Consider the following 20819-nt stretch of genomic DNA (forward strand, 5'->3'; position numbering starts at 1 on the left):
CTCAGGCCATTCCACTTCCCTGCTGCCCGGCGATCCTCCAATTTGGGCCTGGCCGCTACTCGATCAGGCCCGTTCTGTCGATACTCTCGACAAACCAGCGCTGGGTAACCATATAAACAAGCAGCGGAGGTGCAATGATCATAAATGCGCCCGCCATCTTCGTACCTTCCGTAATCGGATTCTGCGCCGTTACCAAGCCCGTCAAGTTAGGGCCGAGCAACACGGTTTCCAGACTGGAGAGGCGGATCGACAATGGCGTAAAGTTGGTGCTGAGAAACATCGACGGCTCGTAATACATGTTCCAATACCAGATAAACGAGAACAGGAACACGACCAGCGCAGCCGGACGCGCCAGCGGCAGCATGATGCGGGCGAACAAGTATAACCCGGACGCCCCGTCCATCTTCGCCGCCTCTTCGAGCGCCTTGGGCAGCGTCGAGAAGAATTGGCGAAAAATAATGATAAACAGCGCGCTGCGCAGCCCCTGCCCGAACAAGGCCGGAATGAGGAATACGAGCGGCGTATTCAACCAACCCAGTTGCCCGTAGATCGTATACAACGGAATAATGATAATCTGCGGCGGGACCAGGAACGTCAGAATAATAAGAAAGAAGGCAAAATTTCGCCCGAAAAATTGCAGTCGCGCCAGCGCATAGCCGGTAATGGCGCATACGGCTACCTGAAAGATCGAGCAGCACAGGGCAATAAAGAGCGTATTGCGAAACGCCTCCGGATATTGCAGGCCATACCATGCCTTTTGCAGGTTGGACCAGTCCAGGCTGCGCGGAATCCACTTGATCGTGGGATCGAGCAGATCCGCCAACGGCTTAATCATCGTCGTTACCATATATAGCAGCGGTTGCAAATACAAGTAGGCGATAAAGGACAACATCATCATAATAATAGCCTTGGCCGCGATCCCGTCATTCAGGTTTTGACCAATCACCAGCCGCTTGGCCTTCTGCGCCCCGCGCCCGAACCAGACACGCTGTATTTGCTGCTTGGCCTGTTGCCACTGGCTTGGCAAGCTTTCCATCATGCCCGCCTCCTTCGCAGCGTCGCACGGTGCAGCAGCCACATGACAACACCCAGCAACGCCAATATAATTACAAAATAAATCCATGCCAAAGCACTCGCGTAGCCGTAACCGGTATCCGGCTTAAACATATTGTCGCGAACTTCCTCCAGCACCGGATTAAGCGGGAAGGTAAACAAATCTACAATCGTGTATATGGCATTTAGACCGATAAATGGCACTGCGCCAGGCAGCGTGATTTTCCAAAAGCTCTCCCAAGGCGTCGCTCCATCAATGCGGACCGCCTCATATACGGAGCGGGAAATCGTCTGGAACCCCGCGATAAAGATCAAAATTTGCACCCCGGAATACCAGAGGATAATAACGACCTTGCCGAGAATATTGATAATCGGCTCCGCCATCTTTGGTCCAATATACTGATTGACCAGAGGTTTGATATTGTACTGGTCGATAAACGGCAGTTCACCCGCGCCCTGGGAGAACAATTCCGTCAGTACCTGGCCCGTAGCAAAGATGACCGGCAAAAAGAAGATCGCCCGGAACAGAAACCGCCCCGGAAACCGCTGGTTAAGCAGCAGCGCCACAAACAGGGCGAAGATTACGATGATCGGAATCATCAGGATAACTTCCTGTACATACGTCAGCAGATTGACCGGAAAGGTATTGTCTACCAAAATGGCGTCATGAAAGTTTCCGAAACCTCTCCACGTATACTTGAATCCATCCGGGGTAAGTATGACTTTGTTAAACGTCAGGTACAGCGACCACCCTAACGGAATGGCCATAAAAACGAAAAAACCGATTGCCCAGGGAGCCATAAACAGGTACCCCAGCCCCTGCTCTTCGAGCACGCGCAACAAGCGCTGGCGGAGGCGGAGCTTGCGTTCATCCTGGCTGCTCGCTGCACTCATGGCCCGCTCCCCCTTCTTACCTCGAATGTTCCGCTGCCGTAATTCACTTCCACTTCCGTCCCATCCTCGTATACGGTGACATATACGCCATCCCGCAGACGCTTATGGTCGGCGATCGTCAAATGCTGGACGGGAGCCAACTGCCGGAACATCTCGAGCTCTTGCTTGATTCGTTCCTCCCACAGGCGATACTCGCTGCTGAACACCCATGTCCCCGTATTGGTCAGGCTGCGCGGCGGATCGTACGTCAACAGGAAGAACGGAACGGCTCCGTATTCGATCGCTTTCAATTGCTCTTCTTTATACATATCCCGCATATTGCCAGGCGGACCGCTATAGGTCATATAGCCGTGCAAGGCGATCGGGTAGAACGGAACCGACTCATCGAGAATGAAATCATAACTGGAGCTGAGCGGCATATTGCCAAAATGGTCGATTCCGGACAAAGTATACGCGTTCGCGCGCCGGACGGACACATTGGCCGACTGCTCCCGCAGCTTGTTGAACAAGCTTGTATAGAGCGCGGCCGTATCTTCCCGCTCGATTATCTCCGAGTTGTTGTAGTCGCGGAATACTCTTCGGCCCATCTCTTCGAAATGGATGCCGTTTACGCCGAGCCCGCTCATCTCCTCCCACCATTGCATCGCCTGACGAACGCCGTAAGAAGGGTTAAGGACAAACCAGTCCCATGCATTATAGTAAACCGTTCCGTCGATGCTGCGGATGCCTTCTTCCCGGGTAAGCGCGCCGGAGCGTGAGCTGTCCATCCATACCAGGTCGGCTTCCAGGCGGAAGGTTTCTACGCCCGACTGCCGCAATTTCGCAGCCAGACCTTGAAGTCCGCTCTTGCCGCCCAGCTTCGGCTCAATGGTAAAATCGGAATTCGTCTTCCGGGTTCCGTCCTCCAGCCAGCCGGCGTACGTGACGCGCATGTTGCCAATGCCGATCTCCTGCAGCCGCGCAACAATCTCTTCGGCTTGCCCGAAAGTGGTCACCGGGACAAAGCTGGTTCCAAACGAGGTCGGACGCGAATCGCCGCCCAGCAACGCGAGTTCCAGCGGCACCTCATGAGCAGGCTGCAGCGGCTCGCCCAGTTGCCCGGTTTCCTGCAAGTAGCCCCTATAGGCATGAGCCATCCCAACGTAACCCGCTTCGGAATCGGACAATAGACGATATTCGACAACCCGGTCTTGCATGACGCGATCCTTCTGAATCATAACAACCGGCGCAGACAGACGGCTCATGCGTTGACCGTACTCTTGGCGGTAAATAAATTCTGGATAGATCGAATGGAAAGTCGAAACTTCTCCCGAAGGCATGCCTTCGATATTGGCCGTCATCTCGCCAGAGGAGATTATGGCGGCGAAAGCTTGATCCCCGTCCTTAAGCCCGAATACCGGATAGCTGATCATTTCGCGCATCGACTCGCTACCCATCCTGTTCGCGGTCTCGAAGCCATAGATCGGCTGCGAATACCGCTTCCCCTCCGCAATCGTCCTGACGCGGTCAAAATAGATCAGACCGCCGGGACCGTCGGGGACGAACAGATAGCCGTCCTTCGACGATTGGGACGCCGCCCCGAAGAAAGGCAGCAGGCTCAGCGACAGAATACGGCGATCCGACGTTTCCGTGATGCCCTCTGCAGGCACTGCCGCGACAAGTCCATGGTCGGTCAGCTTGTATTGCAAGGCAACGCCAAGCCCCAGATTAGCAACGGAATAATTCACTTGCAGAATATCGTTTTCGACGGTGTAAGCCATCTTGAGGTTTTTGTCCGCAGCATTTGTCACCTCGCGTTGCGTCTTCCCGTCCTTCGTATATTCAAGCAAAAACGGCGACTTCAGGTTGGCCAGAAGCAAGCCCTTTACGCTTTCCCCCTCAAGGGCACTCTCGGGCGGGTTACTCCGCCAGCGCTTGCCTGTCGCCATTTCCTCCACGGCGATCTGACTTAGCTCCGGTTGAAGCCACAAGCGGAACCTGGCATTTTCCAGCACAGGCAGAAATCCTTCTCCATCTTGCTGCCCGCGCCCGGGAAGCCCGCCGGCAGCGGGCAGAAGCGCCAGCCTGGCATCCGATTGTTTGGATAACCCGATTTCATCCAGCGTCGGGGACGGTTTGCCGGGAAGGAGCATAAGCATTGCTGCCGCAAGGACCGCAAGAACGACTGCCAGGAGAAGCCACCGGCGCTTGGTCATCCGCAGCCGCTTAACCATACAGCTTCACCTCCCTGATAACTTGGCCGAAGAAGTCGAACAGATTGTACCCAAGGCCGCCCATAATAACTACGAAAATCCAAATGAGGACAATCGTAATGACACTGATAATCGCATTTTTGGCCGTTTCCATAAATTCAAAGTTATGAATGACCTGGGTCATCACGAAAAACATGATGATCACCCAGATGTTTACAATCCGTATCCCCGCATCATAGAGAATGCGCTCCTCCAGCACGATAAAATGCGACAGCAACGTGAGCAGCGGCACCCAGACGACATAAGGGATCATGGCATAGATGCTTGTTTGCAGCACTTCCCGGAAACGTCCTTCGCCATCCTTGACCGTGCTGACCAGATAGTTGGCGATCACCCATGTAAACCAGGGCACGACAAAGCCGATCAATGTCCAGGGCAGGCTGATCCAGCTGCGATCCATCGGATTAAAGACAAATCCCACGCCGTAGACATTAAGCAATCGGGTCCCGATTGCCAATAATGCCAGCAGAGCCAGCACGGCAAAGGATATTCTGCGATCTTTTAACTGGTAGAAGCCGTTGTAAGGATGAAAGAGCAGATACCACGCGGCTTTCAATTCGGATCCGTATCCCGCCAAGCGCGGCGACCATTGGCGCCTTTTTATCCATCGTTTGAGCAACCGCAAACCTCTGACAACGCCCCATAGGCCGACGGCCAAAACGCCCAGTAAATATACAAAATTCGTTTGCAGCCATTTCAACCTGATATTCCAGAAAGCATCGGAATAGCCTGTCGCATCAAAGGAGATGCGATAATTTTCAATAGCTTGCTCATTGTTATTCTCACGATAATACGAATGTCCAAGACCGCGGTACGCGATCGACAAATAGTCATTTTGCTCGATCGCAGCTTGCCAATAAGGTTTGCTCTGCTCATAATCGCCAATTAAATCGTATTTGACCGCCTTCATGACGTTGTCGCCAAATTCGGTTTTCTTGAAAATTTCTACGACGCCCAGATGCGAATCGGCGATCCACAGCTCATCATCGCCGCCGACTGCAATGGAGGACGGCTGGCTGAGCACGCCGAATTGCAGGGCTGTCATCTGGCGGTCGCCAAAGGTAAACAATGGCTGTCCCTCGGATGTGTAGATCGTCGCTTTGCCCTTCTCGGCATCCAGCAAATACATCATGCCGTCTTCATCCACGGCGACATCGGTAATCATGTCCGCATTCGAAAACGTCTTTCCTTTGAGCGTATCGGTTCCGCTGGCGTTCAACCGCTTCACTTGCCCCGAAAATGCCTGGGTTGTTGTATAAATGAAACCCTCGCCATCAAGGGCGAGATTACGTACCTCCAACGGTCGTTTGGCGATTTCCTTGGCCCGTTGCTCCTTGGTCATCCAGCTTCCCTTGAGCCGGTCAAGGAAGGTGACAGGCGTCTTGTTCGCGCCAAAAAAGCCGGTAAATTCGCCATTGCCATCCATGCGAAGAACGCCTTGGTACGATCCCTTTACAACAATATACATAACGCCTCGCACATCGACCACGAGCTTGCTCGGCACGAAGAAATATTGATCCGCGGCCGGTAGCAAGTTGGAATCCGGGCGCACATACTCGCGGATGAACTGGCCTTGCGCATCAAATACGGCAATCCGCTTGTTTCCTGTATCCGCTACATAGATCTTGCCGGCTGTGTCGACAAAGACGCCCTCCGGGGCGCTCAGCTTGCCTTCTCCTTCACCGGTACCGACTACGGCGACCACTTCCCCTTGACGATCCAGGACGACAATCCGGTTATTGCCCGTATCTGCTACAAACACCCGGCCATCCCCGGCTATGTACAGATCGCTTGGCTTTGTAAAACCGGGACCAAACTCGCTTTCTCCTGTAATGTAGCGATGAGGAATATAGATGGGTTGAACATATACCCAAAACTTGAGGTTGTGCTCGTAGTATTCGGTGTCATAAGGAATCATGGCCTGAACCGGTGCAGCTGCCGCCAAGCCTGCAAGCATCCATAAGCCAAGCAACACCATCCGATAAAACCGCAGTCGCCTCGGCTGCTTCCAGAAATGGTGGGTCGGGAACATCCGTTTAAGCCCCCCTTGCATCATAATCGTTTCGCCATGCTCCCTTGGCAGCTGGCTGCGGGAGCCGAAGCACGCTGCTTCGCTCCCGCTTCCCGCTCATCCATTTTCCTGCTACTCGGCGTATCGCCGGCTATTTATCGTCATCGTATTACGCCCATTTTCTTCCAATACTCAGTTGCACGATTGTTGTAATCTTCGATCGCCGGAATAACGGAAGAGATGTCCGTATTATCATTGAAATAGCTCATTACCGCGGACATATAGATGCCATCATGCATGGCCGAGTAATCATAGATCATCGGGCCGTCGGACGTACAACAAGTCGTCGAGCTGATTTGCAGCGCCTCGAAGTTTTTGCCGTCATACACGCTTGCAAGCAATTGATCCAGTTCGGCATTGGCGACCATGGACGGGAAACCGATATTGTCGATGCGCCATTTGTTTGCCTCATACTCGAATTGGAAGCGAATGAACAACCAGGCTGCATCTTTGTTTTTGGACGCGCTCAGCATAGCCAATGGCGATGTGTTGCGCATGTTGGGCTGAGAAACGCTTCCGCGCGGGGCGGGAAGGATATCCCACTCGAAATCAACCATATCGCTCAGTTGTTTGAGCGGCTGGGCAATGCTAAATAACGCTTTGCCTGCCATAAAGTCGCCGCCCTCGCCGTAGCCGGACGCGTTTAATGTCGCAACGTCCATCATCGTTTTATCTACGTTGTACAGATCATGCAGCCACTTCAGGTCTGCCATGACCTCAGGCGTGTGCAGCATGCTTTGGGTGTTGTTCTCGTTCATGAAATTCAAGCCCGAAGCGTGTCCGTTGGCGATCGCAAGCAAATAGGGCATCGAGGTTTTGAATACGCCGTTGAAAGATATGCCATACTCTCCGGCCGCATGGTCGGTAGCCTGGATGGCCATTCGGCGGAAATCCTCGTAAGTCCAATCATTGGACGGCATTTCGATTCCGTGCTTCGCCATCAGATCCTTGTTAATAACGATGGGCCAAGGATCATCTGTCCAAGGGAGGGCCAGTACCTGGTCGTTAATCGCCCAGGTTTCAAGGAAGCCGTCCTTGATGCCCAACGTTTTTACAACCGGATCTTTGTCGATATAGGGCTTCAAGTCCTCCAGATTGCCGCCCTCGTTCCAACTGGCAATACTCGCTACCCAAGCCAAGTCAGGGGGATTGCCGGAAGACTGCAGCGCCGCCAGCGTCGACATCCCTTCGACGTCTGCGCCGCCGGAGGCCAGCATCTCTACGGTAATCCACGGATATTTTTTGGTAAATTCGTCATAGAGCGGCTTAAAGAATTCAGCCGGGGCACCGCCCCAGTTCATAACAGTAAGGGTAACAGGCTCTTTGTTGGCCGTTGGATCGTAGACGGCTTCTTCCGCCCCCTGATCGCCTCCGTCATTGTTATTTTGCTCCTGGCCTGTATTCTCCGGCCCATTTGTGTTTACCGGATCTGTATTGCCGTCCTTACCGTTGTTGGTGCAAGCCATCAGAACAAAACTCAAAACAAATATTACGCTGACAAGCAGTGAAATTCGCTTTTTTAGATGCATGTTCGTTTTCCCCCTAAAAGTGAATTTTTGATTTCGTAATAATTGATTCATTGTGTCCTAGCTCCGGCAGGACGGCCCACCCCCTTTCATGGTCGAACTATTATTTCACCCCGGAATGCAGCATCGTTTCCATGACCCTTTTCTGGAACATAAGAAAGATGATCAGGTTCGGGACAAACATCAGCAGCGATGCTGCAGCCATCAGGCCTTGGCCGGCAACGTTGTTCTGGGCGCCATTGACGAGCGTAGACACATAATAAGCCAAGTTCTTAAGCGCTTCATCCTGGACATAGAGGGTAGATGCTTCTACATCGCCCCATACCCCCTGGAATGTCAGGATCGCGATGGTCGCTACGGCCGGGGCCGCGAGCGGCATGACGATACGGGCGAATATGGTCGCTTCGGACGCGCCGTCAAGCTTGGCCGCCTCGATCAGGTCGTTCGGAATCTGGCCTATGAAGGCCATCATCAGAAACACGGCAACCGGCGATGCCAAGAAGGGCAAAATATGCGCGAAGTACGTATCATTGATCCCCAGTGCGCTAATAATCAAGTACCGGGGAATCGAAACGGTCTCCGCCGCGAACATCAATGAGATGTAAATAAGTGCCATGATGACGCCCTTCATGCCGAATCGCAGCTTGGCAATCGCATACGCCGCCGTGGAGCTGACGGCAATCACGGCAAGGACCGTTGCGGTCACGATAAGGACGCTATTAAACAAATAACGGGTGAACGGCAACGTGTCCCCAGAGGTCGCGAAGAACAGGCGATCAAAGTTCGCCATCGTCGGCTGCTCCACCAGGATGCGCGGCGGGAACAGAAACATCTCGTCGAGCGGCTTGAATGCATGGTTAAAGATATACACAATCGGAATGAGCATGAAGACCGCCAGCCCTGTCAAGCCCACGAACAGCATTACGCCGGAGAAGCCCAGCTTCCGCAAGCGCCTGCGCATACTACTCCTCCTCCTTCGGGGCAAACAGCCTGTAGCATAGCTTCATCACGGCATAGCTGACGATCAGCAGCACGACGCACAATGCGGAAGCGTAGCCGAGCTCAAACCGGATAAACGCATAATCATCAATATGATTAATAAACAAATGTCCGGCATATTGCGGTGTAATAACGGCTCCGGTCAACGCCGTGGAGATCGCGCCCGCCTTCAGCGTCCCCACAATCGTCATGACGGCGCTAAACAGCATCTGCGGCTTCATGGACGGGACCGTAATATAGAACACTTCTTGCAGAGAGCTCTTGATCCCGTCGATCTTGCCCGCTTCATACAGCTCGGGGTTAACCGTCTGCAAGCCTGCGAGCATCGCCAGGAAGCCGACGCTAAAGCTGGTCCACAAGCTGACGATAATCATGATCGTCATCAAATATTTCGGGTCTGCCAGCCATAGCTGCGGCGAATCGATAATGCCGAATCGCAACAGCAGGCTGTTTAGATAACCTACCTTGTCGCCGCTAAATGTGGCCGCCCATACGACGGTCAGCGCAACTCCGCCGGCCAGCGAAGGCGTATAGAAAGCAAGGGTGTAGACATCCCGCATCTTTTTGGGCAGGCGAGTGATCAGCCAAGCGAATGCAAACGACAAGAAATAACCGCCGGGACCGACCAGCAAGGCAAATTTGAAGGTGTTCGGCAAGGCATGCTTCATAAAGATAAAATCCTGAGTCAGCAGTGCCAGGTAATTGTCCAGCCCGATAAACCTCGGCCAGGAAAAACCATTAAAGGACGTTACGCTTAGCAATGCCGCCATGATGACCGGCAGCAGGATAAAGATTGTAAAGCTAATTGCAAAGGGAGCAATAAATAGATACGCCACCCTGTCCCGCCAGGCATTAAGGAACATCCCCCTCAGCCTGCGGACAAAAAGGGGAGGCGACCTGCGGGGCGCCGTATCCGGCGCCGCCGATGTTGTTGTGCCAGATGCTGCAGCCTGGGATCGGTCCATGTTATTCCCCCCCTTTCATAAAAAATGGCGTCTGGTATGGAACGATGCCAAGGTCTGTATCCGCTTGCAATCCAAGGTCCTTCTGTTTGCGCCACATTTCGCGCTGTAAGGAATTGCGCGCTTGCTCCAGCGCCTCAATGAACGGCTCGCCGGACAGCACGACGCTGTTCCAGGCGAAGCCCAGCTCCCGTCCCAGGAAGTAATGTCCCGGCACCAGTGGTATATTTTTGACCCAGCGCGCCTGTTCATGCAAGGCCTCCAGTTCGCTGCCTGACCAGGAAAGGCTTGCCATGGCGTCTACGTTCGCTGTATTCCAGCGATATTCCAGTCCGTACAGCGACTCCATGCTGTTGCCAAACTCGGCTTGCACCTGCTCCGAAGTCCACCAGTCCAGAAAGGCCCAGGACTCCTCGTATTTATCGCTCTTTTTCATAATCATGCCGCTCACCGTGCCTTGCTGCGACCAGCGCGCGACTGTCCCGTCCGCTTGCTTTACACCCGGAATAGGCGCTACTGCCCATTGCCCGATAATATCCGGCGCCGCGACGGACAACTGCACATACGTAGTTAAGTCCCCAAGTCCGATCGGCAGATCGCCGAGGCGGAAGTGCTCGAAGAAGGCCGGGATTTCCAGGGGCAAGCTATGTTTGGTAAACATATCGGTCCATTGCTTAAATGCTTTGACTGACGCCGAGTCGCCTAAATAGCTGCTCATTCCCGTGCCGTCCCAGAATTCGGCCCCATTTTGATAGAAGATGGTAGAAAAGTCGCCTGGGGGATAATAGAACGTCATCCCCTTCTCCAGCAATGTCGGCATAATTCGGAATACATCCTCCCACGTATCGGGCGGCTCGATGCCGAGCTGCTCGAACACGTCGGTCCGGTAGAACATCAGTTGGAAATTTTGCAGCTCCGGCAAGGCATAAGTGCCGCCGTCATATTGATGAGCGCGCATGACGCCGGGATGGAAGCGCGCCAGAACCTCCTCAAAGTTGTCAAATTGCTCTAGATCCGCAATCGCTCCCCGCATCGCATATTCAATTGCCGTCTCGGTCGCAATGCCGAGCGCGACATCCGGCTGATCTCCTGCGGCGTTGCCAAGAATGAGCGCGTTGGGGTTCGGCATTAGATTTACGTTGACCGGTATACCTGTCTGCGGCGTAAATTGCTGATCAATCATTTCCTGCATGATGTCAACGTAGTCCCTGCCCCTGCCGACCCAGACCGTCAGCGCCTTGTCTTTGTTAAGCGACTTGCGGCTGTAATCCATATAGAACGTGCGGAAGAAATTGACCCCCATGTAAGACGCGCGGCTGAGCGCTGTGGATTCCTTCAGCCCGGTATCGGTTCCCGGCGTCTTCAGCACGATGTAATCCAGCATCATCTTCTGCTCCGCCATCTGGGAAATCCATGTCCCGAGGCTGCTCTGAATCCTGGAAAATTCCTTCATCTGATTCGGAATCTCATTGACGTCTTCCAGCATGTCGCGGTATGTGCTAAGGGCGACTTTGAGCGCCGAGGAGACTGGCGTTTGCCGCCCGCTGAGTCCGTCGACGTAAGCGGCTATCGCTTCCGACTTCTCTACGAGCAATTCCAGCTTGGCTTCAATTTCCGGATCATAACGCTTGATTTCCCATGAACGGTTTAAATCCTGATCCGCGCCGGTCGCACTGTAATTCCCCGTTATGAGGCGCATATCCTTATCCAGCAGCGAGAGCTCCTGCAGCATATTTTGCAGAGCATACACAGCCGGCGCTACCGGCGAGGCGTCTGCCGTAATACGCAGCTTGCGTTTGCCTGCTTCGAGATAGAATCGGAAAGGTTCCCCCGATTCCCCTTGCAACGGATGCAACTGGAAACTGCTGTTTGTTTTCTTCTCATAAGCGAGCAGCTCGCTGAACGGCACTTCGCCGTCGATTGTAATCGTGTGGTACGTGCTTGTCGTCTGCATGGATTGCAAATATTTGATCTCCAGCTCATAGAACCCCGACACGGGAACATCCACTTCCCATTCCACCCAATCTCCCGCCTTCTTCCACCGGTCGCCGCCCAGCACATTATAGGCGGTCCTCCCCTTCGGGTCCGGCGAAATATGCGGTTCCGAATAAGAGGAAGTCTGGATGCCCGGATCCGACTTGCGCGTGTATCCTTCCGCTTCCAGCAGGGTATACCAGTCGTCCGCTTCGTTGCCGTCCTGCGTTACGGCCGTACTATTGACAGCTTTGTAAGCGCTATAGGAAATCGGCGGCGTATAGGGCACGATGCCGATAGAAGCGAGGGCAACAGGCTCCCGTTGCCCGACCATCCGCAGCGTATGCGCTCCGGCAGTGAAGTGCCATATCAACGGTTCGGAAGACAGCGTAAAGTCGGCGAGCGGTTCCGTCATGACGGACTGCATTTGCTCCGTAACCGGACGCAGCTCGTTGCCCAGCGCATCCTTTTTGTAAGGGTAAACCGCATCTTTCCAGTTCCGGGGCAAGGTTAGGCGGCCAGCCTCCTCAAACGGATACTCCCCGTCGACTTGCATGCCGCGCACGACGCTTGCAAAGCTGCCCTCTTGTGGCTCGTAGGCAACCTCGATCGTATACAGTCCCTCGACCGGCACCTCTACTTCCCATTCCACCCAACCAGACCCGCCATCCCACAACAACATTTCGGAAGCGCTTGCAATTTCGTCTGTAATCGAGATTGGCGTTCCTTCCCCGACTGCCGTGAAATCGGAAGCTTTAATAATTGTCTCCCGCTGGGTCTGAGCCGCATTCGCCGTGAATTCGGGCAGACTGCCCAGATAAGTAAAGTAATTCGGCGTTTGGTCATCCGATTGGAGAAATGGCATCAGCGTCGTCCTGTCGAGAGTGGGGTAGGACGGCTTGGGCGCGTATGTACGGTAGAGAAAGAAAAACAATAATGCGGCAACAACAGCGGCAATGGCCAGCAATCGCTTATTACGCAGCGCCCTCATGCCCGAATGGCCTCTTGCAGCACCAGATTATGGCCTTGCTCCGCATCAAAGAGATGCACCCGTTCCATCCGAAACCCGACTTCGATGCTATCGCCCACCGTGAGGCCGCTATGCGCTTCGGTACGGACGATAATATTCGCCCTTTCATTGATATCAACGAACAAATAGGTGTCGGCGCCCATCTGCTCCATCATCTCGATCCGGCCTTGGGCCGTGCCAACGAACGGCTGCCCGGCGGCTCCCCCGATGCGAATATGCTCCGGCCGGACGCCTAGAACGACTTGGCGCAGGTTCTGACCCGCCGAGTTCAGCGCCTCTACGTGGCGCGACGGCAACGCCCAGCGTACCCGCTTGGTCTCGAAGCAGACCTCGCCTTCACGGCGGGTAATCGTTCCCGCAATGAAGTTCATCTGCGGGCTGCCGATAAACCCGGCGACGAACAAGTTGCACGGCTGATCGTACATTTGTTGGGGCGGTGCCACCTGCTGAATCTCTCCATCCTTCATAATGACGATGCGCGAGCCCATCGTCATCGCCTCTGTCTGATCATGCGTCACATAGATGGTCGTCGTCTTAAGCTGGCTATGCAGCTTCATAATTTCAGCACGGGTCTGTGCGCGTAATTTGGCGTCCAGATTGGATAGAGGCTCATCCATCAAAAATACTTGCGGCTCGCGGACAATCGCCCTGCCCAGCGCCACGCGCTGCTTCTGCCCGCCGGAAAGCTGTCCCGGGAGCTTTTCCAGCAAATGCGAGATTTCCAACACTTTAGCCGTGCGGTTTACCTTGAGCTCTATCTCGTGCTTCGCCTGCTTCCGCAGCTTAAGGCCCAGGGCAATGTTTTCATACACGGATAAATTCGGGTACAGGGCGTAATTTTGAAACACCATGGAAATGTCTCGATTTTTGGGCGAAACATAATTCACGTAGCGATTCTCTATATACAAATCCCCTTCCGAAATTTCCTCCAGCCCGGCGATCATGCGCAGCATCGTGGACTTTCCGCATCCCGAGGGTCCAACAAGGACGATAAACTCGCCATCCTCTACCTCCAGGTTGAAATCCTTGACCGAAGCCCGCTGCTCCCCCTTGTAATACTTGTAAATATGTCGACAACTCAAGCTGCCCATACCGATCACCCGCCTCCTAACACGAATGAATAAATTCGAGGAAATGCATCAATTGTATTAATGTATTGCATACATTTGATTAAATGCCGTACATCCTCACTAAGCCTTAATTCCCGTCAACGAGAGAATACATTATAATAATTTTACTGTCAATACAAATATGATGCATTATTTAGAGGTATTCCCTCTCATTTGTATGTATTAAATAGACTTTTAGCTTACTGCTGGTAAATAAAAAGCTATACAAATAGGCATTCAAAGGTCTATAATACATTTGTACATTCTATTGTTTGTTTTCTTTTGATTTGTAAGCAAACTTCTCAAATAAATCGGACCCTATATAGAGGTGCAGTCTATGAGCAGAAATAAAACCCCGCTTTACCGAACGATCAGAACCCAAATGCGAGGCTTGATTACCAACCAATCGCTCCGTCCCGGAGATCAGTTGCCTACCGAAACGGAATTGATGCAGCGATTTCAAACAAGCCGGGCTACCGTAACAGCAGCGATTCGCGGGCTGGTGGAAGAAGGACTGGTATACAGGGTGGCCGGCAAAGGAACATTTGTTGTGGACGATAGCTCCCATCCCGTAAATGAGGACCTTCCGTTGGCTGGCGCCGAGCAAGCGCCGGTACGGACAGGGAGCACAAGTCCGGCTAGAACCGGCACTCCCCACAAAGGCCCCATGATGCTGGGCGTCATTATGTTTCCGGGCACAGACCAATTAATGTCCAGGCTGCTAATCAGTATCGAAAGCCGCTCCCGCCAGGAGGGTTATGCCCTGGTATTCCGCACGGCAGCCACGCAGGCCGAGGAGAACGCGGCCATTTACGATCTAATTGGTCTAGGCGTTCAAGGGCTGATCATCTATCCCCTTGACGGTGAAATTTACAATGAGGCGATTTTGGAGCTGAAGCTGCAGCATTTTCCGTTCGTCCTTATCGACCGTTACTTGCCGGGGATTAAAACAAACGCTGTCGACTCGGACAATTACGCGGGCGGGGCGGCGGCGGCGGAATACTTGCTGGATCTGGGGCACGAAAAAATCGGGGTCGTCTCTTCGACTCGCACCAAGACATCCAGCTCCGACGAACGTTTCCAGGGTTATCTGGATGTGATGACCGACCGCAACATCGATGTGTCGCCGCAGCATTGGCTTATCGGCATTGATGACAGCCATGCCGGGCGCAATCATGATAAATCGGTTACCCGCATTTATGAGTGGCTCGCCGCACAACGCGAGCTAACGGCCATATTTACGCTCCAGCCGTTCGACGCCATCTATACGGCTACAGCAGCCGAGCGGTTGGGCTTGCGCATACCTGAGGACATCTCGGTCATCAGCTTTGATAATCCCGGTATACTGGACCTGCACAAGCCCTTCTTTACCCATATAGAGCAGGATTTCGAGCAAATTGGCCAAACAGCCGTTGAGCTGCTCATCCATGCGATCGAAAATGCAAGCCAGACGCAGCAGCTCCATATTCCGGTGCGACTGCTTGAAGGGCGGTCGGCGCGGGCGCTTGCGGTACAAAGAAGCCGCACCTAGCACATGATTGCGCGCGGGTAATTGCGGGCAAGCGGTAATCGGCGCTTGTCCCTGTCGGTTTGTATTTTTTTGTTACAACCTGTGTCCCCCGTTCACGCGAGTCTTTTTTTACATAAGCAACATGGATGAGCCGAACGAGAGATTTGGGCGGTTCGCCTGTTAGGACGGGCTTTTTCGCAGTTTTTTGCAAGCGGATACAAAGTGCGTAGAATTTTTAAACGTGTCTGTAGAATACTTCATTTTTCGTCTCTCGCTCCTCTCTTATACTAGGACGTGTATACAAACCCGCTTAGGGGCATCTTACACCGCCTTTTCGCCCCCTGCTGCGTTGCTTTTCCTTGACGTACCCCCGGTACGCCTTCGAAAAAGCGCCTTGCATGGAACGAAAATTCGGCATAATCTGCTCCCTTCGAGGTTTGCATACACGCCCTAGAGGAGCCTATCCAGCGGCATTCTCAAAACAATCGGCAGGAAGTCCAAAAGAAAGGGAGGAAATTATGGAATTAAAAGTCGTAGCAATCGGTCTCCGCATTCATGGAGAGTACGCGATTCAGGAAATATTGAAAGCCGACAATGTCCAACTGGTCGCCGTCATGGAGACGGAGGAACGCTGGCAGGTGGTTGCGGATCGGTACGGGGTGCCGTTCTACCGGGATTATTTGCGGATGCTGGACGAGGTGGACTGCAATACAGCCATCGTCTGCCTGCCCAACGATCAAAAGACCGATGCCGTCATCGAATGTCTAAAGCGCGGCAAGCATGTCATCTCGGACAAACCCGTCTCGATTACCGAGGAGGAGCTGGAGCTGCTGGAGCGGCAGATTGCGGTCTCGGACGCCGAGTTTTCGGTTCTGCTGACCGAGCGGTTCAATCCGCTGTACGTGAAGGCCAAGGAATTGATCGATCAAGGAGCGATCGGCGATATCGCGGGCTGCATCATGATGCGTCCGCATGAATCGACGGCTCAGCGCGAGGAGCCATGGATGTACGAGAATGCACGCAACGGCGGCCTGATCGTGGATCTGATGATCCACGACATCGACCTGGCCCTGTGGATGAGTCGCGGCGAGGTCCGCGAAGTGACGGCTCGTTCGCTTCATACCCGTTTTTTCGCGGACAAGCCCGATTATATCGATTTCGCCCAGGCGCTGTTCGTCCTGGAGGGAGGCGTCACGGTTCATATCGAGGCGGATTGGCTGACGCCGCGCAATACGTCATGGGATTGCAGAATGTTCGTCGTTGGTACGGACGGCACGATCGAAGTGCTGATCAAGACCGGCGAGGTGATTTTGTGCACGCACGACCGAAATCACCGCAATGTGATGGAGAAGGTGCAAGAGCACGACAGCGTGTGTCTGGACTTCGTTCGCAGAATTCGCGGCGAGCAGCCGCAGGTTCTATCCGCCGCGGACTGCATCGCGTCGGCAAGAGCCGTCTTGCTGGCGCGCAGATCCAGTCATTCGGGTCAATTGGAATCCGTTAGATAAAGCCTTACATTCGATCGTATCGGAGGGTGCTTTATGACAATGAACCGATTGTTTAAGCTGTTCCTAATATTTGCGCTCGCTATAACCGGCTTGACAACCTACCAGTCCAAGCAGGCCGACGCCGCCGCCTACCCGGTCATCTACACGTTCGATCTGCGGCAGATCTCGGGCTCGTTCAACACGGGCGAATCTTACGATATCAAGCTTTTTGTCACCACATTGCAAGGGATTGTCAACCAAAAGGGACCACGGCTGTACGTCTACAATTCCTTCTACGTACAGACCCCGTCCATCACGTCCGTTCAATCGCTGCAGATTGACGAAAAGTGGCTGGAAACCTTTCGCAAGCCGGGACAGTGGCTGAGCGAATATACGGTAAGCCCGATTGCCACGCTCGAAGCGCTGGTCGATACGTTCCGGGCCGACCTGGCCGGGCTTGTCGTCTGGGATCCCAAGGTCCATGCCACGGCCAACGTGGCAACGACCATCGCCGGCATCGAGCGGACGCCGGCCGTCATGGGAGGCGGGCGCCTCTACGCCCGCTTGACCTCCGCGCCGAACGGACTGACCGTCGCGCGCAATCTGGCTGGCCAATTCAGCGGCGCCAATGCCAAGACGGACGCCTATGTGTGGGCAAAGCAGCAATATTTGGATACGGGACTTGCGAATGCAGGCGTGCTTGGCTACATCGAAGACGCGTACGCGATGCTGCCCGCCACTCACTCGCAGGAATACGTATCCGCAAGAGACATACTCGTCATGCGCAAGGGCTTCGTATTCGACCTGAGCCCTTGGGGCGACGAACGGCCTTTCGATGCCCCCAATCAGACGCTTGGCAAGGATCTGGAAACCTTCCTCGCCATCCTTCAGTCGGCGTACGCCTTGCACGGAAACAAAACCATGATCGAGGTTTACGGATTTTTCCCATGGTGGGACAAATATTCGACTTACGGCGGCAAAGGGTCCCATACGGAGTTCGAGGGCGAATGGAAGACGGTCGAGCTGCTCTCCAAGTACAACGCAGCCATTGTCAGCATCCTCGATACGATGGGCGACTCCAATATGTCCGTTCATTGGTGGTCGCCCGTCGCGACGAATTTGAAGCCGGCGAACGAGGCCGGCAGCCGTCCTACTCTCGCCAACAAAACCTATATCCTGTGGGGAATGGGCGATCACGACTCCTCGACCGTTCATTATCAATTCCCTTACGTGTGGAATGCGGACCCTGCCAGGGGCAAGACGCCGATCGCGTGGAATATCGTGCCTGCCACCCGAAACGCCGGGGACATCATGCAATTCCTCTACGATACGGCAACGTCGGGCGACTACCTGGTTGCGGGTGCCGGCGCGGGCGGGTATGCCAATCCGGACTTCATTAAGGATGTTCCCGTCTGGAAAAGTTGGAACGAGCAGCTTTACCGCTCGACGGGCTACACGATGTCCGGCTTCGTCCTGAACGGCAACGCCGGAGTCGTCTCCCCGTCCTCGGAGGAGGTATACCGCTGGTTCTCGAACGACCTGTCCCTGGTCTACAATCCCAATCTCAGCTCGCCCAAGCCGGATGTACGAAGCACGAACATGGTCGTGATGGGCGACAACGTGCCGATTGCCACCAACAACGTCAATGCGCAGGCAGCCCAAATTTACAGCGCGACGGCAGCGTTGACAAGCCCGGGAACGACGCCCAACTTCCTGTACATCAAGCCCGCTTTTACCTCAACCGAATATATCAATGGAGTCATGAAGAAGATCAAGGCCGAACATCCCGAGTACAATTACGAGGCGGTTGATCCGTACACCTATGCTTCGCTGATCAGACAGAAGGTCAAGGGCAATGTAGCTAACGACGCTATTATCCTGGATCTCCAGCTTCCGGATCAAATGATCGCCGGCCAGAAGTATACGGCATCCGTCACCGTCCGCAATGTCGGCAGCGCCGCATGGACGGCCGCCAACAATTTCAGATTAGCCGCAACGACGGACAATGCGCTCGTCTGGAGCGACTTCCCTGACGGCGGTTATTCCTTGGCTGCCGGCAATCAGCGGGTCTTTCTGGCATCGTCGGACAGCGTCGCGCCGCAGCAGACCAAGACGTTCACCTTCCAGGTGCAGGCGCCGACAACGCCCGGCAGTTACCTGTTCGGCACTTCGATGATTCGGGATGGCATAGCCCTGTTCGGAGACAACCGCAAGAAGACGGTTCAGGTCGTCCCGGTTCCGGCCAATGCGGCGCGCATTACGGCCGTCACTGTTCCATCCGTCATGAACGAGGAGCAGGTATCCACGGTTTCCGTCACGGTGAAGAACATCGGCACGAGCACATGGACGGCCGCCAACAACTTTAGACTTTCGGCCATTCCGGACAGCAACCAGGTACTGTGGAGCGCGTTCGGCAGCGGCGGCGGATACAGCAGCGGCGTCAATAATCAGCGCGTTTACCTGAGCGCCTCGGACAGCATCGCCCCCGGCGGGAGCAAGACGTTCAGCTTCTCCATCGCCGCGCCGCGAACGAGAGGCGTCTACAGCTTCGCGATCCAGATGATCAAGGACGGCACCGCTCTCTTCGGCGATACGGGGGTATACGACATCCGCGTCACGCCGGGCGGCGCTTCGGTCAACGATGCGGTTAGCTTCCATGACAATATCCCCGAATACGTGGCGCCAGGCGACGTCGTCCCCGTCTCCGTCAGCTTCAGGAACACGGGAACGAACGACTGGACCCGCGCGGGCAACTACACGCTTAAGAGCGCCAGTACCAATCAATTGACCTGGAGCCGCTTCCCTTACGGCGGCACGAGCGTCGGCGCAAGCAATCAGAGCGTATATATGAGCGCGTCGGAGCGTATTAAGACCGAACAGGCGAAGACCTTCTCCTTCTTCGTGACCGCGCCGAGCACGCCGGGCAACTATACGCTTTCGATGCAGTTAAACAACGGCAGCGCAGGCTTCGGCGCCGCGAAGACCTTCACCATCCGCGTCGCCGATCCAAGGGATGCGAAGTTCGCGGGGTGGGAAGTGCCGACCGTTATGGCGGCCGGCAGCAAGGCCGGCGTGAGCATCGATGTTCAGAATGCCGGCGCGAACGAATGGACGGAGGCGAATATGTACAGGCTTTATGCCGGTCCGACCAATCAATTCGGCTGGAGCGACTTTGTTAGCGGCGGCTACAGCCTGAGCGCGACCAATCAGCGCGCCTTCCTGCCCGGCTCGGAGACGATCGCAACCAACCAGCGCAAGAGCTTTACATTCAGCATCCAGGCACCGGCAACGCCGGGTACCTACACCTTCAGCACAGGCATGATTCAGGACGGAGTAGCGACCTTCGGCACCGTCAAGACCTGGACCATCAACGTGGTCGACGCTTACGAGCAACGAGTGAACGTAGGGTCCTCCACATCCTACAGTGATTCGGGCGGACTCCTTTGGGCGGCGGATCAGCCATACGCGGGCGCCAATACATGGGGGTATACGACGTCCACGACATCCGTCACCGCAACGACGGATACGATATCGGGAACGAGCGACCAGGCGCTGTATCGCACTCAGCGTTTCGGCAGCGGAGGCAACGCGTTCGCTTACAAGTTCAACGTTCCGAACGGCACTTATAAAGTAACGCTCGACTTCGCGGAGATCTACTACAATGCAGGCGATATAAGGATATTCAACGTCGACATCGAAGGGGCGAACATGCTGTCGGGCTACGACAACTATACGGGAGCGCTCGGACACGATAAGGCGCGCAGGTACACCTTCGGCAACATTGCCGTAACGGACGGCGTGCTGGACATCGACTTCAGTGCTCTAGCCGATGCGGCGGCCGTCAACGCCATCGAAGTGGCGCGTACGCGTTAGGCGGCCAATGCCGCCGAGTTCTGGAATAGCGCGCAAACGTTCTGAAGCCCGTCAGGAATTGTCCTGACGGGCTTGTCGA

12 protein-coding genes are annotated in these 20819 nt (G+C 54.5%); 3 read left to right on the forward strand and 9 right to left on the reverse strand.

Features of this window, described 5'->3' with window-relative positions:
- Positions 1 to 55: 55 nt before the first annotated feature.
- From H7F31_RS33105 to H7F31_RS33145, 9 genes are all read right to left on the reverse strand, one after another.
- Positions 56 to 1036 carry a carbohydrate ABC transporter permease gene (locus H7F31_RS33105; RefSeq protein ID WP_187102327.1) on the reverse strand — a complete coding sequence of 327 codons (981 nt, stop codon included), beginning with the start codon at positions 1034 to 1036 and terminating at the stop codon, positions 56 to 58.
- On the reverse strand, positions 1036 to 1947 hold the full coding sequence (locus H7F31_RS33110; RefSeq protein ID WP_187102328.1) for a carbohydrate ABC transporter permease: 912 nt from the start codon (positions 1945 to 1947) through the stop codon (positions 1036 to 1038). Before H7F31_RS33110 ends, H7F31_RS33105 begins: the two co-directional genes overlap by 1 nt.
- Positions 1944 to 4160 carry a DUF5696 domain-containing protein gene (locus H7F31_RS33115; RefSeq protein ID WP_187102329.1) on the reverse strand — a complete coding sequence of 739 codons (2217 nt, stop codon included), beginning with the start codon at positions 4158 to 4160 and terminating at the stop codon, positions 1944 to 1946. Before H7F31_RS33115 ends, H7F31_RS33110 begins: the two co-directional genes overlap by 4 nt.
- Positions 4153 to 6231 carry a YIP1 family protein gene (locus H7F31_RS33120; protein WP_187102330.1) on the reverse strand — a complete coding sequence of 693 codons (2079 nt, stop codon included), beginning with the start codon at positions 6229 to 6231 and terminating at the stop codon, positions 4153 to 4155. The genes H7F31_RS33115 and H7F31_RS33120 overlap by 8 nt, the downstream gene beginning before the upstream one ends.
- 140 nt (positions 6232 to 6371) lie before the next feature.
- Positions 6372 to 7799 (reverse strand): ABC transporter substrate-binding protein, encoded by a 1428-nt coding sequence (locus tag H7F31_RS33125; RefSeq protein ID WP_187102331.1) that lies wholly within the window; start codon positions 7797 to 7799, stop codon positions 6372 to 6374.
- A gap of 100 nt (positions 7800 to 7899) precedes the next feature.
- Positions 7900 to 8757: a carbohydrate ABC transporter permease gene (locus H7F31_RS33130; protein WP_187102332.1), complete on the reverse strand. Its 858-nt coding sequence runs from the start codon at positions 8755 to 8757 to the stop codon at positions 7900 to 7902.
- A 1-nt stretch (position 8758) separates the two neighbouring features.
- Entirely contained in the window at positions 8759 to 9760 is a 1002-nt protein-coding gene (locus tag H7F31_RS33135; protein ID WP_187102333.1) for a carbohydrate ABC transporter permease, read from the reverse strand.
- Between the two features lies 1 nt (position 9761).
- Positions 9762 to 12722 (reverse strand): extracellular solute-binding protein, encoded by a 2961-nt coding sequence (locus H7F31_RS33140; RefSeq protein WP_187102334.1) that lies wholly within the window; start codon positions 12720 to 12722, stop codon positions 9762 to 9764.
- Complete coding sequence (locus H7F31_RS33145) at positions 12719 to 13852, reverse strand: ABC transporter ATP-binding protein (RefSeq protein WP_187102335.1); 1134 nt, start codon at positions 13850 to 13852, stop codon at positions 12719 to 12721. Before H7F31_RS33145 ends, H7F31_RS33140 begins: the two co-directional genes overlap by 4 nt.
- 355 nt (positions 13853 to 14207) lie before the next feature.
- On the opposite strand from H7F31_RS33145, the gene H7F31_RS33150 reads away from it, so the two are divergent.
- The 3 genes from H7F31_RS33150 (at position 14208) to H7F31_RS33160 (ending at position 20740) form a co-directional block, all read left to right on the forward strand.
- Entirely contained in the window at positions 14208 to 15401 is a 1194-nt protein-coding gene (locus tag H7F31_RS33150) for a GntR family transcriptional regulator (RefSeq protein WP_187102336.1), read from the forward strand.
- Positions 15402 to 15898: 497 nt separating this feature from the next.
- Positions 15899 to 16888, forward strand: a complete 990-nt coding sequence (locus H7F31_RS33155) for a Gfo/Idh/MocA family protein (RefSeq protein ID WP_187102337.1) — start codon at positions 15899 to 15901, stop codon at positions 16886 to 16888.
- A gap of 33 nt (positions 16889 to 16921) precedes the next feature.
- Positions 16922 to 20740, forward strand: a complete 3819-nt coding sequence (locus H7F31_RS33160) for a malectin domain-containing carbohydrate-binding protein (RefSeq protein WP_187102338.1) — start codon at positions 16922 to 16924, stop codon at positions 20738 to 20740.
- Positions 20741 to 20819 lie beyond the last annotated feature (79 nt).

This window comes from Paenibacillus sp. PAMC21692 (assembly GCF_014303795.1).
Lineage (GTDB): Bacteria > Bacillota > Bacilli > Paenibacillales > Paenibacillaceae > Pristimantibacillus > Pristimantibacillus agaridevorans.